Here is a 22,795-nt window from a genome sequence, read left to right on the forward strand (position 1 = left end):
AGATCAGACTATTTTCAGAAAGTTTTCTATTTGACCCTTGGTGAATTCCAGGGCTCCTTGCTTATCATTTACATGTTTTTTATACCATTCTACCGTCCATAACACTGACTCTTTCACATCCAATACAGGCTTCCAGCCAAGATCATTTGTTGCTTTTGAGCTATCTAAGTTTAGATAGGCAGCCTCATATTTCTTATCTTCTGATGAATCTATTTCAATCTTTCCCTCTCCCCAAGCATCCAATGCTATTTTTGCAATGTCGCTTACAGTGTAAACGTTTTCATGTGAAGGACCAAAGTTGTAAGCTCCACAAAATCGCTGTTCTTCTGAGTCCAGAGCCAGTGCAAGCTTCATATAGCCAATTAAAGGGTCCAAAACATGCTGCCATGGCCTTACAGAATAAGGATTTCTGATTTTTACAGGCTCATGATTCCTCAATGACCTTATAATGTCTGGCAAAAGTCTGTTTTCCGACCAATCTCCACCTCCAATCACATTACCTGCTCTGGCCGAAGCTATCGCTTGTTTATTATTTTGATCTTTAAAAAAACTATTTCTAAGCGAACTGGTAACAATTTCAGCACACGCTTTACTGGCACTATACGGATCATATCCTCCTAAAGGCTCTTGCTCGGTAAAGGCTTTTTCGTAGTTATTATTTTCGTAAACTTTATCTGTGGTTATTATTACCGTAGAGCACTTGTCTGATAACTCTGTTAACGACATTAAGAGGTTTGCTGTTCCTATAGCATTAACCTCGAAGGTATAAAGTGGATTTGTATAAGAATCTATCACTAGCGACTGGGCCGCCATGTGAAATACGTAATCAGGTTTAAAATCAGCAATTGTTTTTTTTAACTTTCCCTTATCCAGAATATCTCCATACACCGAGGTACATAACTGATCCCCATTAATTTCATCGAACAAGCTATCTTGGGAGGCTGGTAAAGCATAGCCCAGTACCTCAGATCCCAGGTGATTAAAAACTACTGTTAACCAACTTCCTTTAAACCCTGTATGCCCTGTTATTAATACTCGCTTACCTTTATAAGGTTTTATTAACTCCATACTTTCCAAGGCTTTTGGCTTATCCATAATTTTTCCAGTTCGTTCTTATCCCTCAATGTATCCATGCACTTCCAAAACCCTCTGTGTTTAAAGGCTACCAATTGATTATCCTTTTGTAATCCTTTCATAGGTTCCTGCTCCCAAGGAACATTTTTCATATCGCCCTCTAGGTAATTAAATATTTTGGAACTTAAAACAAAGAAACCTCCATTTATCCATTCGGCACCTTCCGTCGGCTTTTCTATGAATTTACTAACACTGCCATCCTCCTGAGTGGCAATAGCCCCAAACCTTCCTGGGGGTTGAACTGCAGTTACGGTTGCTAGTTTCCCATGATTTTTATGGTACTCAACCAGTTCATTTATATTCAGATCTGTAACTCCATCTCCATAGGTAAGCATAAAATCTTCATTCTGCCCTATATATTGCTGAACCAATTTTAGGCGTCCTGCAGTTTGTGTATCTAAGCCCGTCTCAACCAATGTTACTTTTATATCTTCTTTAGGACTCTTATGAATTTCCATCTCCTGGTTTGCCAGGTTTATAGTAACATCTGAGTTATGAAGGAAATAATTCATAAAGTATTCCTTTATTATATACCCTTTATATCCTAAGCAAACGATAAACTCATTGAAACCATACTTTTGATAGATTTTCATAATATGCCATAGCATTGGTCTTCCCCCTATCTCTATCATTGGCTTGGGCTTCAAATGTGATTCCTCTGAAATTCTTGACCCCAACCCACCTGCGAAAATGACTGTTTTCATACTCAAATTTTATAATCTTCGGGATATCTCATTAAACCAATTTCGGGATATAATTCGATAATTTTTTTATTGTCTTCTTTAAAATAGTCGTTTTTAACAGGAAGCTCCTCCGATGAACTATTAAAAGCGAGCCTTCTTAAAAATGCTCTGGCAATAGACCACAATACCCCATTCATAGGTATTCGCTCAAGGCTATTAACCACTCTTCTTTTATAAATCATTGAAGTATCAATGCTAGGGTTAACTTTGGAGGAACCTAGTATTCTTTCTCTTTGTTCATCAGTAAACCGCTGATCAAGAATGTTTTCTAACCGATTAAGTACCTCCCCCTTATTATTTTTCACATCCTCATAAAGAAATACTTCAACCCTCTTAAACAAAGTTTTATATAGAGCTATTAAGTGGGAGAATTTGAGTAATTCGACATGAAACTTCTCATCAACATAGTAATTATCATAATCACCATTATAGTTGGTGATAAAATACTCATTCATTGACAGTGTTCCCCTTCTACTTCCCTTCACATATTGATTGTATATTGAGTGCAATGCCTTCTCCTGTCCCCGTATAAAAAGCAATATGGTAGCATTGGGAAATAAATCACTAAGCCTTTGAGCTACTAAAGACCTGTTAACATGTCTATATATAGCTCTTCCACTAAGACTTGCATCGCTTATTAGTGCATTCGAATTAACCAATTCATTCAGATCTTCTCTTATATCCTTATGAGAATAAAGTGACCCATCCTGACCTGTTATTTTCCTAAAGGCAACATGATCCTTAGTAAAGCCTGGAGAATAATACTTATACTTTTCCACCAAAGGGAATACTTGATCTTGCAAAAAGGTAGACCCTGTTTTGTCAATACCGATATGAATTATCTGATGACTCAAGACGCTTTATATTTAATGATTTTGTTATATATAAGGTATATGGATTCACGAGAGACAAAATACATCCCAATTAAAAAACAAGTCAAAACAATTGCGGATTTCAGTACAGCATTCAATATAATAGATGCCTCAAAATCAATCCATTGCGAAAGCAGAATGCTGACTACAGCTATTGCCAAACACTTTATAAGAAAAAAGTAAACAAAGGTAAGACTAATTGGCAAATACTTCGACACAAAGTATGAATCTATTAAATAAGCAATAAAAGAATGTATGATTATGGCATACAAAAACACCTCAATCCCTAAATACCAAAGAGTTATTAATGCTAATACCCATATGGTTCTTTTCATAAGAAGCAACTTGAGTTCAACATTTGCATGTCCAAGACCGACCAGCATAGTCAAATTCATCTGACCTAATGGCTTAGTAAAACTGTCGGCAATAATCATAAACGAAAAATAATACGCACTTTTCAGCCAAATATCAGAGAATAAAATAACGATCAACTCATCAGCAATTGAGTAAAACAATGCACTCAGACCAATTGATACAATTGCTACTATTTTAAACCCTAGGTAGTATGTTTCTTTTAATTTGGCAATGTCTCCCTGATTATTACTTACATATGGGAAATACACCTTACTGAACGATTCGGAAGTGTATGATTTAATAAGATCCGCAAGGTTTCTTGATCTACTATAAAACCCCAATACGGATGGAACAAATAATTTTCCAATGATAATAGAATCAAGTTTACTAAGTATACTTTGTAATATTTGAGTTGTAAACTTATAAGAGCTAAAAGACCATATCTCATTCAAATGAGAGATCTTAAAGCACCATTTTGGTTTCCATGGCACAAGCAACCAGAGGATGATCACATTAAATACTTTAAGAAGTATTTGCTGAAATACCAAAGCCCATACTTCTAAACCTCTCAGGGCAAGAACTATAGCAATTATCCCTGATAACACTGTTGCAATTGTTGTGGCAATTGACTGAACCTTAAAATTCATAGCTTTGGTCAGTATCACCGACTGCATCAATCCAAGGCTTCCAACAAAAAAAAGTGAGGACAAGGCTTTTGTTATTAATGTCAATCTGGACTGCCCATAAAACTCGCTAACAAATGGCGATAGGATAAACAATATAACGGTCAATACAGATGCCATGAATATATTGAACCAAAACACAGAACTGTACGTATCTTCATCGACATTCTCCTTCTGTATCAGACCTGCACCAAAGCCAAAATCTAAAAAAACTTGAGACATAGCTATGATGACCAGCACCATGGCTATAATGCCAAATTCGTCGGGGAGTATTAATCGAGCAAGTATAACAGAGACCACCAAGCCAAAGCCCTGCGTGAATAATTTGCCGCTCAAGTACCAAAAAACACTATTCCACATTAAAGTTTACTTATTATGACTTTTGATCAAAACTACCAAACTTGATAGGTAAAAAGGCATAAGAGGGATTTTGTATCTCATTAAAGTACCAAAATTAAAAGTGGAAACACCTACAGCGAAAGCAAATGAAACAGAGAAAATTATACTAAATAATACAATTGTATCAATCTTTTGATTTATTATCCCAATCCAATATCTCTTAAAAATAACCGTTATAGTCAAAAACAAGATAATTGTGGATTCAACACTGGCAAGAAGCATAAATGGATTGCGTACTTCCCAAATATAGGGCCTAAAAAGAGTAACGTTTATGGCCTGGGGAAACAATTTAAATAAACTTATATAGGTTCCGTCAAGCTCTCCAAGGGTATAAGTAGAACCTGCATCCTTACCCGTTTGATACGCGATATCATAAGCTGTAATTTGTGCCGTTTTAGCTAAATTGTCAATAGCATATTTTTCATCATGCTCTCCTATTTTATTTATTGAGAAAACCGCTATTAGAATTACCAATGCTAGTAAAACCGGTGCTATTAGAATTTTAATAAACACATTCGACAACTTTTTTATTCTGGAAACATAGAGCCATGCCATTGCAGAGGGCACAAAAGTAAAAAGAATGTATTTTTTAACTACGAACAACAGATAGATGGCGATAATGCTTACTATTATTAAAAGGAGGGGCTTTCCTCGTTTTAATATTATAAGCTTATCAAAAGCGTATAAAAGCCATCCCAGCGCAGAAATTGTAATAGTATCCTTTAATATACCCGAGCCCCAAAAAACTACAGAAGGAACAAATAATATTGAAAGAGCTAGGTAATTATAAAGATTGGCAAATCGATAATAAAAGACCTGATACATCGCCCATAAACCCGTGAAACCTGCTACAGCAAATAACACCGAGGTAGCAGCATAGCTCCCAAAGGTGAAAATATCAAAAATAGCAGCAAGTCTTACAATAAAAAATGTATCAGCATCTTCAAAGTACCGAATTCTGCTTGTATACACATACAGGTCAGGAACAAAAACATTATCCCCAAAAATAATCCTTAAAGCATCTATCGGATTCTCCCAAAATACCTTCCATATAATTTGGCTACCATAGGTGTGATACCAAAAAGTATCCCCAAAACCATAATAAAACTGATAGATTAGTCCTAATGCAATAGCCCCTATGATCTTCACAGTCAATGCAGGAATAAAATACCTTCTTGTATTATGATCCGTAACTTTAGGCCTGACGATGTAGGCGAGGATATATACAATGAAGAGTACAATTGGGGTGACTACAAAATCTTTTAGTTCCATCTAAATGGCAAGGTACGAATTTTAAAACTCCCGCAGCCGATCCCTGGCTTTTTCATGTACATCATCGCTGCGCTTGGCATGTTTTTTAACCAGTTTCAGGTATTTTTTGGCTTCTTTTTCATTTCCTTCCTGCTGGTAGATTTCTCCCAAGGATAGCAGTGAGTAGAGATAATAGCCGGTGTCAGTGGCGTTAATCAGCTCTGAAAACTCCTTGGCTTTTAAATAGTACTTCTTGGCTTCCTGGTACTCTTTTCTACTTTCATGAATCTGCCCCAAGAAGAAGGCAGCATATCGGCCACTCGTCGCTTCATAGCCAATCATACCATTATCAATTCTGGTGAGTATAGCCTCTGCAACAGGCTTGGTGGCACTAAACTTGCCTGAGGTATATAGCAAACGCGCATAATACCTATGAAAATAGGGATTATCCGGATAGGTTTGATGGAGATACTCTCCTATTTGTAGTGCCCTGCTTTTATTATTTTCATAGCTACCCATTATTCGCATCAGGAATACCATAGCTTCGGTTCTGGTATAAAAGGCATTATAGGAAACTTCCTGCAGTTGCTTTATACCAAGCTCCTTATCTCCTTTGGGAAAAAATGCCAGAACTGGCTTAAGCAAAGGATAATTCTCCGGCACCCAAACAGAAAAGTAGTTGTATAATGCATCCCCGAATAACAACTCAGGACTTAGATCGTGCATCCCCTGGCTTTCCTGCATATATTTGAGTGCATTTTTCCCTGCAAAAGCAGATTTGGTCCAATTCTTCCGCTCTTCACTGGAATAAAGCCTCCCCTTAAATCCATATGCCGCAGCCAAAAAGAATGAGGCTTCAACTTCATGACGCGGCATCTCATGGAGTCTTTCTGATATATAAATCACTGTATCCATATAGGCCAAAAATTTTTCGTCATGCTCCGTGTTGCTTACATTTGGCATGATCTTCCACCATTCACTCAAACCCAGTAGAAAGTATGGCAGGGGATGCCAGCCGTATTTTTGTTTTAGCCACCTGAACTGCTTCTCTGCTTTGTTAAACTTAAAGTTATACAGATCGTTCATTGCCTGATTGACATCAATCTGCAATTGCATATCCGATATAAGAATAATTGGCTTATTATCATCGGCAGCATCGTTGCTTTGAGCAAATGCTATAGTAAAGCCCAATGAACAAATCAGTATGATTACAATCCTCTTCATAATTATCGGTTAAAGATAAATTATTATTTATTTCTAGCCTTGTCCTCTCCAACAATCATTCCTATGAACAGATAAATGGTCTTCTTTCGTTCTGGACGGACACGAAAAAATCAGTTTGTTTAGCTAATTTGGCCCTATCAAATAAAAACACCACATTCACCTATATGCATGCCATAGAAAATACAGATGACTCCTCCATATTTGATATCAATAAATGGGTGTTTTTCCTTGTGCTTTGTCTTGCCACATTGTTTTTACTGGTCGTAAAAAAGACTTTTATTGAAGACCAGACTGCGGCTTTTGAGGTACTTGAATCGAGAGGTGAAATGGGTGTATTTCATGCTATCAACGCTTTGCAATATTTAAGTATTCCGCTTATTTACTTGTTTAAGTTTACCATTATCAGCTTCATTATCTGGGTAGGTAGCTTCATGTTTGGTTACAAAATTACCTATGGCCAGATATGGCAAGTTGCAGTAATTGCAGAGGCGGTATTCCTGATCCCGGAAATGTTGAAGATCATTTGGTTTCTATTTATCGACATGGATCCCAACCTGTTTGAAATACGTGCCTTCTATCCCTTTTCTTTAATGCATCTGGCCGATCCATATGAAATTGATAGTCGCTGGTTTTATCCTTTAAAGGCCTTGAATATTTTTGAAATAATCTATTGGTTCGTCTTAGTTGAGGGCGTACACCATAAGGCAAAAAAAGAGAAAAACATTGCCGGCGCTATAGTATTTTGCTCATACGTTCTGTTCTTCCTGTTGTGGCTGGGATTTTACCTGCTCGTTTATAAATAATCGGGCTGCACACGTAACAACATTAATATTTACACAATAAACACCACCTTCAGCAAGTTCCAACCTTGGGTTAATGTACAATATGCATTGTTAATTGTACATAGTTCGTTATTTTCGCCATTCTAAATATAATAACATAAGCTCCAATGGATTTTAAAAGAGTTAATAATATAGGTGGATGGGTAGTTTTTGCTATCTCTACACTTGTTTATCTTATTACTGTAGAACGCACGGCCAGTTATTGGGATGCCGGTGAATTTATTGCTGTATCTTACAAACTGATGGTGCCACACCCTCCTGGCGCACCACTATTTCTTCTCATAGGCAGGATATTTTCCTTTTTCTCATTTGGGGATGTTACCCAGGTAGCTTTCTGGATCAACGTGGTGAGTGTAATCAGTAGTGGTTTTACTATTTTATTCTTGTTCTGGACCATATCCATGCTTTCAAGAAAGATACTTAAGATAAAAGATACTTCTGAAATGAGTGATGGCAACATTTTAATGGTCATTGGAGCCAGTGCCGTGGGTGCTTTAGCCTATACTTTTTCAGATTCGTTCTGGTTTTCTGCGGTAGAAGCTGAAGTATATGCCATGTCTTCCTTCTTTACTGCTTTTGTGGTTTGGGCTATTCTGAAATGGGAGCTTATGGAAGATGAAAACCGCGCTAACCGATGGTTGATTCTTATTGCCTATATGATGGGATTGTCCATAGGTGTCCACTTGCTTAATCTGGTTACTATTCCGGCACTTGCGCTTATTTATTATTTCAAAAAATATAAGCCAACTCCTTGGGGAATTGTAGCTGCCTTGGGTATTAGTGGCTTCCTGATCATATTAATCAACAATATCATCATTCCCGGCCTGCCCTCTATTGCAGGAACATTCGAAATATTCTTTGTCAATAACCTCGGCCTGCCATTTGGTTCTGGAGCAATCTTCTTTGGAGCACTCATCATCACAGGTTTAATTATAGGTATTCAATATTCAATCAAACAGCAAAAAGTACTGCTTAACACCTCTTTGTTGGCACTTACCTTCATTCTTATCGGATACTCTTCCTATGCTATCGTAGTGATCAGGTCCAACTTCAATCCTCCTATTGATGAAAACAACCCTGAAGACGTAATGTCATTCGTAAAATACCTCAAAAGGGAGCAATATGGAAGCAGACCACTTCTTTATGGCCAGTACTATACCGCGAGAGTAGTAGACTCAGAGGAAGGAGAACCTGTATATGTCAAAGGTGAAGATGAGTACGAAATAGCTGACAGAAATGTAGCGTACAAGTATGATCCTAACCATTTAACACTCTTCCCAAGAATGTATAGTAATGACCCTCGCCATATTGAGCGCTATATGGAAGTTACAGGTTTGAGCGAGGGTGAAAAGCCAAACATTGTCGACAATGTTACATTTATGCTTAAACACCAGATGGGCTGGATGTATATGCGTTACTTTATGTGGAACTTTGCCGGTAGAGAAAGTGACATTCAGGATGCCGGCTGGCTCAGTCCGTTGGATGCCTTTGAAGATGTTCCTGAAGAAATAGCTGAGAATAAAGGGAGAAACAACTTTTTTATGATCCCTCTGCTCCTTGGTATTGTCGGACTGCTTTATCAGTATCAAAAGAATAAAAAGGACTTTGCATTTGTTGCCATGCTGTTCTTTTTAACAGGAATTGCACTGATATTATACCTGAACTCTCCTCCGATAGAGCCCAGGGAAAGAGATTATATCTATGTGGGGTCTTATTACGCATTTGCCATTTGGATAGGTTTTTCTGTTTTAGCCTTAGGAGATTTACTGGCAAAATATTCTGCACGTAAGTCCGCTGCAATTTTCTCAACCGTGCTTTGTCTTACTGGGCCAGCACTGATGGCTGCTGAAGGCTGGAATGATCATGATCGCGACAACAGGTATTTCTCTGTTGATTCGGCAAAAAACTTCCTTGCATCAACCGCTGAAAATGCAATTTTATATACGGGAGGCGATAATGACACCTTCCCCCTATGGTATGTACAGGAAGTTGAAGGTTTCAGAACGGATGCCCGGGTGGTTGTACTAAGCTACTACAATACGGATTGGTACATAAAACAAAGCATGAGACCCGTTTATGAATCGGAAACATTTCCTTATACGCTTACTTATGAAAATTATAAGCAAAACGGTCTAAATGATTATCTGCCTTATGAAGATTATAAGTTGAATAGCATAGACGTGAAACAATTCCTGCAACTTGTGAAAAAAGAAGACAAGAGACTTAGACAGAAATATGGGTCAACTAATGTGGTACCCAGTAGGACCTTTACGATCAATATTGATAAGAACAAAGTGAGAAACCTGGGTATTATCCCTGAAGGCATGGATAGTCTGTTGGTAGATCAAATGGTATTTAGCCTTAAACGCGGGAAGAATGCCCTTGAAAAGAAAGACCTGGCCATCCTTGATGTACTGGCTTCTGCTAATTGGGAAAGACCAATTTACCTCAACAATACCTCCATGCAACAGATCAATTTTGACCTTAGCAGATATGCAATACAGGAAGGTAATGCTTACAGGATACTACCTATCCTAAATCCTGACCCTAAAAAGGATTTTGTAAATACCGAGGTTATGTACGACAACCTTATGAATAACTTCCATTACAGGGAGCTGGACAATCCAAATGTTTACTACAACCAGGATTACAGAAACTTTGTGCTTAACCACCGCACAAGCTTCAACACCCTGGCAACTGCTTTAATGGATAAGGGAGATAAAGAAAGAGCTCGAAAAGCGCTCATGTTCAGTCTGGAAAAAATGCCTGATGAGGCTGTGCCTTATGATTATACTGCTGCCCGAACTATTGCCTTGCTATTTGCTTTAGGTGAAAATGAAAAAGCGGTTGAAATTGCCCAGGTACTTGGCGATCGTGCGGTTGAAATGGTTGAGTATCTGGCCAGAGAGAATAAGGACCTTGGTTTTGAGCTGCAAAGAAACCTGATCGTGCTGGCGGAGCTGCAAAGAACGCTCTATGAGAATGGACAGGAGGACCTCGCTAAAAAATATGAAGAAGCCTACCAAAGGATAGTTGCTGATATGCAGTTATTCAGAGGCCGTATGTAAACAGACAGGCACCAAACAAAAGGCCCCTGCAATCATCTCATTGCAGGGGCTTTTTTTCTATTAGACCTAAATAAAATTATTAACCTAATAACTCCCGGCTATCTGGATTTAACCACAAGAATAGCAAGGTTGCTCGAAGAATATCATGCTACATCAAGCTCTCACGGAAAATTCTCTCAGGAGGAGAGGTGAATGCTATAAGCTGGGAGTGATTGGTCTAACTTTTCTATTGCCCTCTTATTTTTCAACGATAAGAAACAAGTCCAAAGCTTTATCGGCATCGTCAGACAGAAGGTAGTCAGAGTGATGGATGTCATTAACGAGGCTATCGTTACTGTCTTTCAGTTTATTTCTATTCATGCGATTGAGCAGGTCATAAGGTATCCTTAGCAATGAAGCCGGTAGCCTGTACTGCAAGTTAAAAATGTCAAAACGCGTTATTTTCCGGACACTCTTTTTGTTCATTTCATAGTACTCCATCACCTTTTCATTACCACTCACTCCCTTCATCTCTACTTTAGGGAATATTTCTTTGGCAAGACTCTCTAGTTGATCAGCTGTATATTCCCTGATATGCCAGGGGTTTCGGGTGAGTGTCATTTTAATATTGGGTGTAGTGAGGAGAGCCTTACCACCCGGCTTAAGCACACGATAAATCTCTTCTAAAAACTGCCTGTCTTTTTTGATATGCTCAATTACCTGAAAGCTGATGATAACATCATAGCTATTGCTTTCCACTTTGCCGAACGGAGGTATATTGTCCTGAATGAAAGTAACATCATTATACTTTTCCTTCAAGGCCTCCAGCACACTCGCAATCTTGTCGATAGCTGTATAAGACGTACTCTTGTCTTTTAAAAGTGATATACCACGGCCTTCACCACAACCGATCTCCAACAGATCACCTTTTACGAAGTCTTCAGCCAGGTAATAAGCCTTGAGCAGTCGCTGATGGATCGGGTTGTCAGAAGCAATTTTGTCAGAAGCAATTTCAGTAGTATAAACACTCATTTCGCAGTTTTTTGAGCAAAATTACTTGAAATATAAAGAAATTACCTGTTATTCGTTTTTTATTTTATGACACAAATCCAGTAACTTCCTCCAATAAAACCAACAAATCATGAAGCTCTTACGATATTTCTTTATTTTGGCTTTCACTCCTTACGGGACCTTTATAAACGCACAAACTACCTTAAACAGCAGCAACCTCGCCCACCAATATAATCCTGATTCTGAAATAGATTTAAAGCACGAAGTTATAACCGACAGTGACTCTACTTTCATCTTCATAGGACTTATAATTAATCAGAGTAAGCCCTTGTTAAAAGATTATACCTTTGATTTCTTCACCACCACTGCCTATACCGCAGATTTACAGCAAATAGCCACAGACAAAATAGACAGCACTTATATAGGTCAGATAAAAAATCAACATACTATCAGGTTTTCCATATCTAATTCAGCACTGCTTAATTTGGGTGCTATCAGGGTACAAAGTAAATTCAGTGGCTTTACTTATTTCTATGATTTTACTGTCACTGACCACACACTAGCTATATGGAACAGTAATGACAGAATCCAGTTTACTTCATGGGTTGCACCCGGTACTTATCATTTCAACAACAGTACCCAGGTATATGGTTACTACTATAACCATATCTTCCCTCCCGCACTCCCTCCTATGCCGATCAGAGAAGAAACTCCTGCCAAAGCCATGCCTATTGATTCCTCCTTTGTGGTAGCCAGTGGTCAAAAGTTAACGTTTATTAAACATGGGCTTTTCCTGTTTCAAAAAGACTCGTCTAGTCAGCAGGGTAAAGGTATAAGGGTCGAAAACAAGTATTACCCCAAGCTGGCGAAGCTTGAGGATCTGGTCGAACCATTAATCTACATTACTACCAAAGAGGAAAATATGCAACTGCAAAATATCAATGGTGACAAAAAAGCCTTTGATAAGTTTTGGCTGGACCTAACCAAATCACCAGACAGAGCAAAGTCAATAATAAAGAACTATTTTGACAGGGTTGAAAGCGCAAATCGCCTGTTCACCTCATATAAAGAAGGTTGGAAAACAGATATGGGCTTGATTTATATTATCTTTGGGCCGCCTGACGAAGTTACAAAAAGTAATGGCGAGGAAACCTGGCTCTATCTGGCTTCTCCGGATTTACCCAAATTAAAATTCAACTTCATCAGGACAGCAAGTGTTTTTTCTTCATCGCACTTTGTATTGGTAAGAGATAAGAGCTATACGAGTTCATGGTACAGGGCGATAGACTTGTGGAGAAAAGGGAGGTTTTAAGTCTAAAAAAATTACATTGAAAGAGAATCAGAAGGATTTAATATTTGGAATAAGGGCCATCATTGAAAGCATCAATTCAGGCAAAGAAATCGATAAGCTACTCATTCAAAAAGAGTTAAACAATGACCTCATAAAGGAGTTGCTTAAAGTAGCCAGGGATCATAATGTACCCATTTCGCAGGTGCCTATTGAAAAGCTCAATCGCCTGACCAGAAAAAACCACCAGGGTGCAATCGCATTCATTTCTGCTGTTAGGTATGCATCCCTGGACAATATCATTGATCAGGCTTATCAGGAGGGCCGTGAGCCTTTCTTTATCATATTGGACAGGGTAACCGATGTCCGGAACTTTGGAGCCATAGCCCGTACGGCAGAGTGTGCAGGACTGGACGGCATTATTATTCCCAGCAGGGGCAGTGCGGCCATTAACAGTGATGCGATGAAAACTTCTGCAGGAGCTCTAAATTATATTCCGGTATGCCGGGTAGACAACCTCAAAAACACCATAACCTTTCTCAAAGAAAGTGGAATTCAGATCATAGCCTGTACTGAGAAAACAGATACATCAGTCTATGACATCAACTTTAAACAGCCGGTGGCCATACTACTTGGCTCCGAAGAAGATGGTATCTCTCCGGAGTATCTCAAACTGACCGACTTGCGCGGACGTATCCCTATGAAAGGTAAAATTGACAGCCTTAATGTTTCGGTATCTGCTGCCATAACCATTTATGAAGCCATAAGGCAGAGGTTTTAAAGCCCTCTGCTACTTCTCCGCTTACAAAAATTCTTTGCCCTTTTTATCTCTCACATCAGCTACAAAGTCTCTGAACTTTGCTTCTTCATCTTTTTTGCAGATCAGGGTAACATTTCCGCACTCAGCAACCAGGTAACCCTCCAGTCCCTGAACAATGATGAGTTTATCTTTTGGCCCATGGATCATACTGTTTTTGGTATCGTAAGTTATGGCATTCCCCTGGATCACATTACAATCTCCATTTTTCTCCGAGAGTTCATGAAGTGAGTTCCATGAGCCAAGGTCTGACCAGCCAAAATCGCCAAGCACGACATATACATTATCTGCCTTCTCCATTACTCCATAGTCAATTGAGATATTCCCACACTGAGAGTACGCATCATCCACGGCACGCGGCTCCCTCTCACTATACAGCGCTTTCTGAATATCAGCAAAGGTCTCAGCTATCTCAGGCAGGCACTCTTCAAAAGCACGGATGATTGCCTGGACTCCCCACACAAAAATGCCGGAATTCCATACAAAATCACCACTCTCCAAGAATTTCTGAGCAAGATCTCTCTCCGGTTTCTCTGTGAAAGTCTTGACCCGGTTAACTTTTTCTTTAGACTCCAAAAACTGAATGTAGCCATAGCCAGTCTCAGGTCTGTTGGGCTTTAATCCTATAGTCAGCAACTTATTTTGTCCGCTGGCAGCCGCTATGGCTGTCTTTAAGACGTTATAAAATTTATCCTCATGAAAAATAATATGGTCAGATGGCGCTACAGTTATAATTGCCTCAGGGTTCTTTTTCGCTATTTTATATGAGGCATAAGCAATACAAGGCGCTGTATTTCTCCTCAGAGGCTCTTTAAGTATCTGATGCTCTGTCAACTCCGGCAGCTGCTCTTTAACCAGAGCAGCGTAATCATTATTGGTTACTACATAAATATTTTCTTTATCAACAATAGGTAAAAACCTGTCGTAAGTCATCTGTAATAGTGAGCGTCCTGTTCCAAGTATATCCAGAAACTGCTTTGGCTGGTTGTTTCTGCTATAGGGCCAGAATCTACTCCCTATGCCTCCAGCCATGATCACTACATAGTTGTTTTTCATTATTAAAGCTTAAGTGACAATTTATATTATACCTTCCTTCAACAGATCGTGAATATGCACGAACCCAACAACCTTGTCGTTATGAAGTACAATTACCTGACTAATACTATTTTGCTGCATTATGTTTAGTGCTTTAACAGCAAAGTCTCCCTTATTAACCGTTTTCGGACCTTTCGACATAATCTCTCCGGCTCTAAACGCCTCCAGGTCCATATTTTTCTGCATACACCTTCTTAAATCTCCATCCGTTACTATCCCCAGCAAGCGATGCTCCCTGTCTACAACAGCCGCTGCGCCTAACCGTTTTGATGAAATTACAATAATAACTTCCCTTAACGAAGTGTTTTCATAAACAATTGGTAATTCATTATTTGGATAAATATCATCTACTTTTAAATAGAGCTGTTTACCCAACGAGCCCCCTGGATGAAATTTAGCAAAATCCTCACTTGAAAAATCCCTAAGCTCCAGCAAACATACAGCAAGAGCATCTCCCAGGGCCATGTGTGCGGTAGTGCTTGTGGTTGGTGCCAGGTTATTGGGGCATGCCTCTTCTGCTATGGTGGCATTAAGCACAAAGTCTGACTGTTGCGCCAGGTAAGAATCTACATTGCTGACAAGTGCTACTAACTTTGACCCTGTACGCTTGAGCAGTGGTACTAAAACTTTGATCTCCGGAGTATTACCACTTTTCGAGATACAAATTACAATATCATCCTTCTGGATCATACCTAAATCACCATGTATTGCATCAGCCGCATGCATAAATAGAGAAGGGGTACCCGTTGAGTTTAGGGTGGCCACAATTTTGTTGGCAATTATGGCACTTTTACCAATTCCGGTGATCACTACACGACCTTGGGAATTGTATATTTCCTGTACACAGGCTTCAAAATCCTGATCAATAAAATTTATTAGGTTTTTTAGCGCATCTGCCTCATTTTGAAGCACTTTTTTGGCGATATTGTTAATATTTTTTGCTATCTTCAACGTCCTTTTGCATTAGTGGTATATGAAACGCCACAAAGATAATCAAATCATGGTGAAATGCCCACGGCCACCGCTCCACCCGGTAAGATGAATGGGCATGCATCAGGCGGTTTTAAATATTTTACATTAATGGTGAATTTTAACTTTATCGACAAAAAAGATGCTGGTAGAAGAGAAGGAAAAATTGAGAGGTAAACTAAAGGAGGTTTTTGGTTACAACCAGTTTAGAGGAAATCAGGAGGCTATTATCAAGAATATCCTCAATGGCAGGAATACTTTCGTTATCATGCCCACAGGAGCAGGGAAATCCTTATGCTATCAGTTGCCTGCCCTGATGACGGATGGAGTTGCAATTGTCATCTCTCCCCTTATTGCGCTGATGAAAAATCAGGTGGACCAGATGAATGCTTTTGGAGTAAACGCCCAGTTTTTAAATTCAACACTTACAAAAGCTGAGATGAACAGAGTGAAGCGGGAAAGCCTTGACGGCACAATAAAACTGCTATATGTTGCGCCTGAATCTCTCACTAAAGTTGAAAATGTCGATTTTCTAAAAAAGGCAAATATTTCCTTTGTGGCCGTTGATGAGGCACACTGTATCTCGGAATGGGGCCATGATTTTCGCCCGGAATACAGAAGGATCAAAGAGATTATAGGACAGCTCGGTAATTTGCCGATCATAGCACTAACTGCTACCGCCACACCCAAGGTACAGATGGATATCCAGAAAAACCTCCAGATGGAAGGTGCGGATGTATTCAAGTCATCATTTAACCGTACTAACCTGTATTATGAGGTAAAACAGAAAAAGCACGCAAAGAAAAATCTGGTTCATTTTCTGCGTGATCATAAGAACAAGAGTGGAATAGTATACTGCCTCAGCAGAAAAAAGGTAGCAGAAATAGCTGAGCTGCTCAATGTTAACGGATTTAAAGCCGCCCCGTACCATGCAGGGCTTGAACCTTCCATTAGAGAGAAAAATCAGGATGACTTTCTCAATGAGGATGTTGATATCATAGTGGCAACTATTGCTTTTGGCATGGGGATAGACAAACCTGATGTACGTTTTGTGGTACACTACGATGTTCCCAAGTCTCTCGAAGGATACTATCAGGAAACCGGCCGCGCAGGTAGAGACGGACTTGAAGGCAAATGCCTGATGTTTTACAGCCATAATGACATTAATAAGTTAGAAAAATTCAATAAAGACAAGCCTGTTCAGGAAAGGGAAAATGCCCGGGTACTGTTACAGGAAATGTCTTACTACGCCGAGTCCCCAGTATGCCGAAGAAAGCAGCTGCTGCATTACTTTGGAGAAGAGTACGCAACAGAAAACTGTGAAATGTGCGACAACTGCGTAAAACCAAAAGATAGGTACGAAGCAAAAGATGTTGCAACAATTGCCGTTGAAGCTGCTTTAAAAACCGGTGAAAGATTTGGGCTAAACCACCTTGTAGACGTTATACGGGGAGTGGAAAACCAGTACGTTAAATCATACGACCATCATACCCTTGATGTATACGGCAAAGGCGATAACGACTCCGCTGAGTACTGGAAGTCCGTGGTAAGACAATCTCTGATATACGAACTGCTGGAGAAGGATATAGATAATATCGGTGTGTTGAAAGTGAGCCAGAAAGGCCATGACTTCCTGAAGAAGCCATACTCCATACAATTCGCCATAGACCATGAATATGTAGACTCCGGTGATGAAGAGGAGAATAGTGAAAGAACCCCGGTATCTACCAAAGCTTACGATGAAACCCTCTTTGGTCTGCTAAAAGCTCTGCGCAAGAAAATAGCACACGAGAAAGATCTGCCCCCTTATGTAATCTTTCAAGATCCTTCACTGGAGGAGATGGCTACCACTTACCCTACTTCGGAAGAAGAAATGGCCCAGATCAACGGAGTAGGTATGGGAAAAGTGAAGAAGTTTGGGTCAGAGTTTATCAAGAAAATCTCAGAATATGTTGATGAAAATGATATAGTTACGGCTTCCGAGGTTGTAATTAAGTCCTCCGTCAACAAATCAAAAATGAAGATTTTCATCATTCAACAGATTGACAGAAAGATCGACTTGGATGAAATTGCGGAAACCAAGGGCATATCTTTTGATGAACTGCTCACAGAAATAGAAAACATCTGCTATTCTGGCACTAAGCTTAATCTGGACTACTATATCAATGACGTTCTGGATCACGACAAGCAAGAAGACATCTATGAATACTTCCTCAATGCTGAAACAGATGACATCCAGGTGGCATTGGAAGACGAGGATAACGAGGAGTATTCGGAGGAAGAACTGAGACTGATGAGGATCAAGTTCTTGTCTGAATATGCAAATTAACATTCCATCAATATCATAGATGATCAGACCTCCCGGCCATTCTACTTTGAATAGCCGGGATTTTTATCGGAGCCTGATCTCCCGCCTATCCTATGGCTCAATACCCTCTTTTAGTGCTGGTGTATTATAACTAAATTTCTAACTTTGCTTCTTAGCATAGCTGTTCCGATAACGCAATAGCCATAGTGGTTTTAATTACAGGTATTAGAGAAAATAAGGCTGCAAAATTTGATCCTTTAACTCAATATCAAAGACTAACATCTAAAGACTAACACATGAATATATTAATACTGGGAAGCGGAGGAAGGGAGTATACACTAGCCTGGAAAATTGGTGAAAGTGAAAAGTGTAATAAGCTGTTTGTAGCTCCCGGAAATGCCGGCACCGCGCAGATTGCTCATAATGTAGCATTAAACCCGGGCGATTTTGCTGCTATCGGTAAGTTTGTATTGGATGAAAATATTGACCTGGTGGTCGTAGGCCCGGAAGATCCTTTGGTAAACGGGATCAGGGATTACTTTGAAGCTGACCCTGAACTAAAGGATATTGCCATGGTAGGCCCCGGCCAAGCTGGAGCTCAGCTGGAAGGTAGCAAAGATTTTTCCAAGTCATTTATGGAAAAGCACGGCATACCTACAGCTAAATCAAAAACCTTTACTGCTGACAATATAAACGAAGGACTGTCTTATCTGGATACCTGCAACACACCCATAGTACTCAAAGCCGATGGTCTGGCTGCGGGTAAGGGAGTCATCATAAGTGAGAGCCGTGACGAAGCAAAAACAGCATTAAAGTCCATGCTGGTGGATAAACAATTTGGAGAGGCCAGCTCAAAAGTACTGATAGAAGAGTTCCTGAAAGGGATAGAGTTATCAGTTTTTGTGCTTAGTGATGGTACAGACTATGTACTTTTACCTGAAGCTAAAGACTATAAACGTATCGGTGAAGGTGACACCGGGCTGAATACTGGTGGTATGGGAGCTGTTTCTCCCGTAAGCTTCGCCAATACAGATTTTATCAATAAGGTGAAAAGTAAAGTAATAGAGCCCACTATTGAAGGTCTTAAAAAAGAAAGTATAGATTACAAAGGTTTTATCTTTATCGGGTTGATGAACGTAGGTGGTGAACCTTATGTGATCGAGTATAACGTTAGAATGGGAGACCCTGAAACACAGGTAGTCTTCCCGCGGATAGAAAGTGATGTGGCAGAATTGCTTTATGCAGCTGCCATCGGGAACTTAAAAAATATTTCGTTGCAAATAAGTGACCTTGTAGCCACCACCGTGGTGCTTGTAGCAGGTGGCTATCCTGAAGCATATGAAAAAGGCAACGTAATACACGGCTTGGCGGATGTTACAGATGCGTTGGTCATCCATGCCGGAACAAAACAGAAGGATTACAAGTTTGTAACCAATGGAGGCAGGGTACTGGCGATAACCGGCCAGGGAGAAACTCTTGAAGAAGCCCTCGAAAAATCATACTACGGAGCAAAATGCATTTCATGGGATGACATGTATTACCGAAAAGACATTGGTAAAGACATTTTGGCTCTGCAGGTCAATCAGCTAAAGTAAAACCTGTTGCCCCTCATTCGCAAAACTGATATTGGCCTGAACGGCCTTAGGGGCAGTGCCTTATTTGCGATGGGCATAGTTGTGTTTGTAGATATTTATTTATCTTTAGTGTGGATGAAACAAAAGTAAGTTATGGCGGGATGTAGTGCTTGCGGCTCCGGAGATGGAAAGGTGGCAGGATGTAAGAATAATGGAGGATGCCTTACCGGAGGATGCAATAAAATGAATGTTTTTGACTGGCTTTCCAATATGGACCTGCCGGTTGTAGATAAATTTAATATAGTAGAAGTAAGATTTAAAGGTGGCAGAAAAGATTTCTTCAGAAACTCGGAAAACCTTCAGCTTACTACAGGTGATGCTATTGTGGTTGATGTACCTAACGGACATCATATTGGTCATGTCTCTTTGCAGGGTGAGCTGGTCAGGCTCCAGATGCAAAAGAAGAAGATCAATGATGATGATGAGATTAAGAAAATCTACAGAATAGCTCACCAAAAAGACCTGGAAAAATATGAAGAGGTAAGCAAAAGAGAAATGCCTACACTCTATAAAACCAGGCAGATTATCAATGACCTTAAGCTGGACATGAAGTTGTCAGATGTAGAATATCAGGCCGATAATAGCAAAGCTACTTTCTATTACTCTGCAGACGATCGTGTCGATTTCCGAGAGCTGATCAAGCTATTAGCTGCTGAGTTTAAGATCAGAGTAGAAATGCGCCAGATCAGCCTGCGGCAGGAAGCCGGACGACTCGGAGGCATTGGCTCCTGCGGGCGTGAATTATGCTGTTCTACCTGGCTTTCCGATTTCAAAAGTGTTTCTACAAGCGCTGCCAGGTATCAAAACCTTTCATTAAACCCCAGTAAGCTCTCAGGACAGTGCGGAAGACTAAAATGTTGCCTTAATTATGAGCTCGAAACTTATATGGAGGCACTGAAAGACATCCCCGAACTCGAAAAACCGCTAATCACCGAAAAAGGTGTTGCAAAACTTCAGAAAACAGACATTTTCAGGAAGGTGATGTGGTTTGGCTATGATGATGAAAACACCTGGCACCCTATTGGTGTTAGACGTGTTAATGAAATCATTAAACTTAATAAAGCAGGTAAAAAACCAGCCTCCCTGCTGGAAGATGACGTTCCTGGCAAAGATGACCACGTTGCACTTAACAGCGACCTGGAAAAAATGGATCGCAAGTTCAAAAGCCAACCTGGAAATAAGAAAAAGAAAAGCAGGAACAAGAAGCGTAAAAACTTTAGAAATCGTAAAAAAAACAATCAAAGTAATCAGAGTAAATGATAAAGCAGGCGTCAATAATTCTTCTTTTCCTGATCTCAGGACTCATGGCATGCGACAGCAATAGAATATATGAAGAAAATATAGATCTGGAAAACAAGACATGGATCGCTGACTCAGGTTTAACGTTTCAGTTTCAGATTAAAAACCTGGAGAAAAAATATAATTTGTATTACAATCTCAGAAATTCAGTTTCCTACCCTTTCCAAAATATATATGTTAACTATACGCTGGAAGATACTCTTGGGAATAAAATAGCCACAGAATTGGTAAATAAAGATCTTTTTCACCCTAAAACAGGAAAACCCTACGGCGATGGGCTGGGTGATATTTTTGATCACCGTTTCCCGATTCTGAAAGACTACCAGTTTGAACAAGCCGGGATATACAGGCTTAAACTCGAACAGTTTATGAGAAGGGATTCCCTCCCCGAGATACTTTCTGTTGGGGTACGTGTTGAAGACGCTACAGGCCAGTCTGAATGATTATTCCAAAAACAAATGGTTAAAAGACTAAAATAAGTATGAGGATCATTATCGCAGGAGCAGGAGATGTTGGCTTTCACTTAGCCAAGCTGTTAGCTTACGAAAGACAGGATATAATACTGATAGACAAGGATGGCGATACACTCAGGCAAGCGTCCAGCAGTTTGGACGTAGGAATACTGAAAGGCAGCTCAACTTCGTATAAGATACTTGAAGAGGCAGATGTACAAAATGCCGACCTCCTCATAGCTGTAACCTCCTCAGAGGAAACCAATCTGACCACCGCCATGATTGGCAAACATCTTGGAGCAAAAAAGACCATAGCCAGAATACAAAACCTGGAATACCTGCTGGATAAGGAAAAGCTGGACCTGAAAGATCTGGGAATAGACGAAATTATTTCGCCGGAATCACTTGCTGCAAAAGAAATCAAAAGGCTTTTGAAAGAAGTTGCTTTGACCGACACTTTTGACTTTGACCAGGGTAAATTGTCGCTTGTAGGTGTTACTATTGATGAAAACAGCAAGCTTTGCAATAAAACGATGGTTGAGGTGGCGCATCTCAACCCTAATCAAAACTTCGTAACCGTTGCCATTCTACGGCAAAATAATACTATAATACCTCATGGCGAAAACAGGTTTATTGAAGGTGATCATGCTTATTTTATTGCCCAACCAGATGGCGTTGACAGTGTTTTAGAGCTTTCAGGCAAACAAAAACAGGAAATTAAGAATATAATGATCCTGGGAGGCAGTAAAGTTGGATTCCATGCAGCAAGAAGGTTGAGCAGGAAATTCAATGTAAAGCTTATCGAAAGCGACAAGGATAAATGCTTTGAGCTGGCAGACCAGCTTCGGAATGTAATGGTCATTAACGGGGATGGCCGCGATGTGGAGCTGCTTCAGGAGGAGGGCATTGAGGAGATGGATGCATTTATCGCAGTAACGGGTAACTCTGAAACAAATATAATTTCGTGCCTGGTAGCGAAGAATAATAATGTAAAGAAAACTGTGGCTTTGGTAGAAAATATCGACTACATACACCTGTCTCAAAACATCGGCGTCGATACCATGATCAACAAAAAGCTGATTGCTGCTAACTTTATATTCCGATACATTCGTCAGGGAGATGTTATCTCCCTGACCAGCATACACGGTGTGGATGCAGAGATACTCGAGTTTATTGTAAAAGCCGGATCCAAAATCACCGAAAAAGAAATAAGGAACCTGGAGTTCCCGAAAGGAGCTATTATCGGGGGAGTAGTACGAAACGGGGTGGGCTATACCACTATGGGAGATTTCCAGTTCAGGCCAAAAGACCGGGCAGTAGTACTTTGCCGTCCGGAGTGTATCCACGCTGTTGAGAAATTCTTCAAATAATTG

18 protein-coding genes are annotated in these 22,795 nt (G+C 39.8%); 9 read left to right on the plus strand and 9 right to left on the minus strand.

The annotated features are described in order from the left end of the window. Nucleotides 1-3: 3 nt before the first annotated feature. Genes rfbG through LVD17_RS06050 form a run of 6 tightly spaced genes read right to left on the minus strand, consistent with a single transcriptional unit; the run spans nt 4 to nt 6,660 of the window. Complete coding sequence (gene rfbG, locus LVD17_RS06025) at nt 4-1,068, minus strand: CDP-glucose 4,6-dehydratase (protein ID WP_233765420.1); 1,065 nt, start codon at nt 1,066-1,068, stop codon at nt 4-6. Then, a complete protein-coding gene (rfbF, locus tag LVD17_RS06030) occupies nt 1,059-1,838 on the minus strand; it encodes a glucose-1-phosphate cytidylyltransferase (RefSeq protein WP_233765421.1) in 780 nt (259 codons plus the stop codon). Before rfbF ends, rfbG begins: the two co-directional genes overlap by 10 nt. 2 nt (nt 1,839-1,840) lie before the next feature. After that, complete coding sequence (locus LVD17_RS06035; RefSeq protein ID WP_233765422.1) at nt 1,841-2,731, minus strand: hypothetical protein; 891 nt, start codon at nt 2,729-2,731, stop codon at nt 1,841-1,843. After that, complete coding sequence (locus LVD17_RS06040) at nt 2,728-4,146, minus strand: lipopolysaccharide biosynthesis protein (RefSeq protein ID WP_233765424.1); 1,419 nt, start codon at nt 4,144-4,146, stop codon at nt 2,728-2,730. Before LVD17_RS06040 ends, LVD17_RS06035 begins: the two co-directional genes overlap by 4 nt. 6 nt (nt 4,147-4,152) lie before the next feature. Further along, a complete protein-coding gene (locus tag LVD17_RS06045; protein WP_233765426.1) occupies nt 4,153-5,457 on the minus strand; it encodes a hypothetical protein in 1,305 nt (434 codons plus the stop codon). 21 nt (nt 5,458-5,478) lie between these two features. Further along, nucleotides 5,479-6,660: a tetratricopeptide repeat protein gene (locus tag LVD17_RS06050; RefSeq protein ID WP_233765427.1), complete on the minus strand. Its 1,182-nt coding sequence runs from the start codon at nt 6,658-6,660 to the stop codon at nt 5,479-5,481. Between the two features lie 128 nt (nt 6,661-6,788). Here LVD17_RS06050 and LVD17_RS06055 point away from each other — a divergent pair, with 128 nt between their 5' ends. Together LVD17_RS06055 and LVD17_RS06060 are read left to right on the plus strand one after the other, a co-directional pair. After that, complete coding sequence (locus LVD17_RS06055) at nt 6,789-7,463, plus strand: sulfate ABC transporter permease (protein WP_233765428.1); 675 nt, start codon at nt 6,789-6,791, stop codon at nt 7,461-7,463. Between the two features lie 146 nt (nt 7,464-7,609). After that, a complete protein-coding gene (locus LVD17_RS06060; protein ID WP_233765429.1) occupies nt 7,610-10,570 on the plus strand; it encodes a glycosyltransferase family 117 protein in 2,961 nt (986 codons plus the stop codon). 237 nt (nt 10,571-10,807) lie between these two features. Here the strand turns inward: LVD17_RS06060 and LVD17_RS06065 are convergent, their stop codons facing one another. Next, entirely contained in the window at nt 10,808-11,581 is a 774-nt protein-coding gene (locus LVD17_RS06065; RefSeq protein ID WP_233765430.1) for a class I SAM-dependent methyltransferase, read from the minus strand. Nucleotides 11,582-11,690: 109 nt separating this feature from the next. On the opposite strand from LVD17_RS06065, the gene LVD17_RS06070 reads away from it, so the two are divergent. Continuing rightward, a complete protein-coding gene (locus tag LVD17_RS06070) occupies nt 11,691-12,872 on the plus strand; it encodes a GWxTD domain-containing protein (protein ID WP_233765431.1) in 1,182 nt (393 codons plus the stop codon). A gap of 16 nt (nt 12,873-12,888) precedes the next feature. Next, nucleotides 12,889-13,629: a 23S rRNA (guanosine(2251)-2'-O)-methyltransferase RlmB gene (gene rlmB, locus LVD17_RS06075; protein ID WP_233765432.1), complete on the plus strand. Its 741-nt coding sequence runs from the start codon at nt 12,889-12,891 to the stop codon at nt 13,627-13,629. A 21-nt stretch (nt 13,630-13,650) separates the two neighbouring features. On the opposite strand, the gene LVD17_RS06080 is transcribed toward rlmB, so the two are convergent. Both LVD17_RS06080 and LVD17_RS06085 read right to left on the minus strand, forming a co-directional pair. After that, nucleotides 13,651-14,721: a mannose-1-phosphate guanylyltransferase gene (locus LVD17_RS06080; protein ID WP_233765433.1), complete on the minus strand. Its 1,071-nt coding sequence runs from the start codon at nt 14,719-14,721 to the stop codon at nt 13,651-13,653. A 21-nt stretch (nt 14,722-14,742) separates the two neighbouring features. Next, a complete protein-coding gene (locus LVD17_RS06085) occupies nt 14,743-15,711 on the minus strand; it encodes a KpsF/GutQ family sugar-phosphate isomerase (RefSeq protein WP_233765434.1) in 969 nt (322 codons plus the stop codon). A gap of 160 nt (nt 15,712-15,871) precedes the next feature. Here LVD17_RS06085 and recQ point away from each other — a divergent pair, with 160 nt between their 5' ends. From recQ to trkA, 5 genes are all read left to right on the plus strand, one after another. Continuing rightward, nucleotides 15,872-18,058, plus strand: a complete 2,187-nt coding sequence (gene recQ / locus LVD17_RS06090; RefSeq protein WP_233765435.1) for a DNA helicase RecQ — start codon at nt 15,872-15,874, stop codon at nt 18,056-18,058. A gap of 275 nt (nt 18,059-18,333) precedes the next feature. After that, a complete protein-coding gene (gene purD, locus LVD17_RS06095; RefSeq protein ID WP_233765436.1) occupies nt 18,334-19,632 on the plus strand; it encodes a phosphoribosylamine--glycine ligase in 1,299 nt (432 codons plus the stop codon). A gap of 132 nt (nt 19,633-19,764) precedes the next feature. Then, nucleotides 19,765-20,931, plus strand: a complete 1,167-nt coding sequence (locus tag LVD17_RS06100; RefSeq protein ID WP_233765437.1) for a PSP1 domain-containing protein — start codon at nt 19,765-19,767, stop codon at nt 20,929-20,931. Then, nucleotides 20,928-21,413: a gliding motility lipoprotein GldH gene (locus LVD17_RS06105; RefSeq protein WP_233765438.1), complete on the plus strand. Its 486-nt coding sequence runs from the start codon at nt 20,928-20,930 to the stop codon at nt 21,411-21,413. The genes LVD17_RS06100 and LVD17_RS06105 overlap by 4 nt, the downstream gene beginning before the upstream one ends. Nucleotides 21,414-21,451: 38 nt before the next feature. Beyond that, nucleotides 21,452-22,792, plus strand: coding sequence for a Trk system potassium transporter TrkA (gene trkA, locus LVD17_RS06110; RefSeq protein ID WP_233765439.1), 1,341 nt, complete (start codon nt 21,452-21,454; stop codon nt 22,790-22,792). The last annotated feature ends 3 nt before the right edge of the window (nt 22,793-22,795 follow it).

Origin of the sequence: Fulvivirga ulvae (genome assembly GCF_021389975.1) — a bacterium.
Taxonomy (GTDB): Bacteria; Bacteroidota; Bacteroidia; order Cytophagales; family Cyclobacteriaceae; genus Fulvivirga; species Fulvivirga ulvae.

Bases quoted from the DNA above. Each gene is read 5' to 3' on its own strand.
- LVD17_RS06065 (WP_233765430.1), bottom strand. From the start codon at position 11,581: ATGAGTGTTTATACTACTGAAATTGCTTCTGACAAAATTGCTTCTGAC.
- trkA (WP_233765439.1), top strand. From the start codon at position 21,452: ATGAGGATCATTATCGCAGGAGCAGGAGATGTTGGCTTTCACTTAGCC.
- LVD17_RS06070 (WP_233765431.1), top strand. From the start codon at position 11,691: ATGAAGCTCTTACGATATTTCTTTATTTTGGCTTTCACTCCTTACGGG.
- rfbG (WP_233765420.1), bottom strand. From the start codon at position 1,068: ATGGAGTTAATAAAACCTTATAAAGGTAAGCGAGTATTAATAACAGGG.
- purD (WP_233765436.1), top strand. From the start codon at position 18,334: ATGAATATATTAATACTGGGAAGCGGAGGAAGGGAGTATACACTAGCC.
- LVD17_RS06045 (WP_233765426.1), bottom strand. From the start codon at position 5,457: ATGGAACTAAAAGATTTTGTAGTCACCCCAATTGTACTCTTCATTGTA.
- LVD17_RS06080 (WP_233765433.1), bottom strand. From the start codon at position 14,721: ATGAAAAACAACTATGTAGTGATCATGGCTGGAGGCATAGGGAGTAGA.
- LVD17_RS06100 (WP_233765437.1), top strand. From the start codon at position 19,765: ATGGCGGGATGTAGTGCTTGCGGCTCCGGAGATGGAAAGGTGGCAGGA.
- LVD17_RS06105 (WP_233765438.1), top strand. From the start codon at position 20,928: ATGATAAAGCAGGCGTCAATAATTCTTCTTTTCCTGATCTCAGGACTC.
- LVD17_RS06050 (WP_233765427.1), bottom strand. From the start codon at position 6,660: ATGAAGAGGATTGTAATCATACTGATTTGTTCATTGGGCTTTACTATA.
- LVD17_RS06060 (WP_233765429.1), top strand. From the start codon at position 7,610: ATGGATTTTAAAAGAGTTAATAATATAGGTGGATGGGTAGTTTTTGCT.
- LVD17_RS06040 (WP_233765424.1), bottom strand. From the start codon at position 4,146: ATGTGGAATAGTGTTTTTTGGTACTTGAGCGGCAAATTATTCACGCAG.
- recQ (WP_233765435.1), top strand. From the start codon at position 15,872: ATGCTGGTAGAAGAGAAGGAAAAATTGAGAGGTAAACTAAAGGAGGTT.
- rfbF (WP_233765421.1), bottom strand. From the start codon at position 1,838: ATGAAAACAGTCATTTTCGCAGGTGGGTTGGGGTCAAGAATTTCAGAG.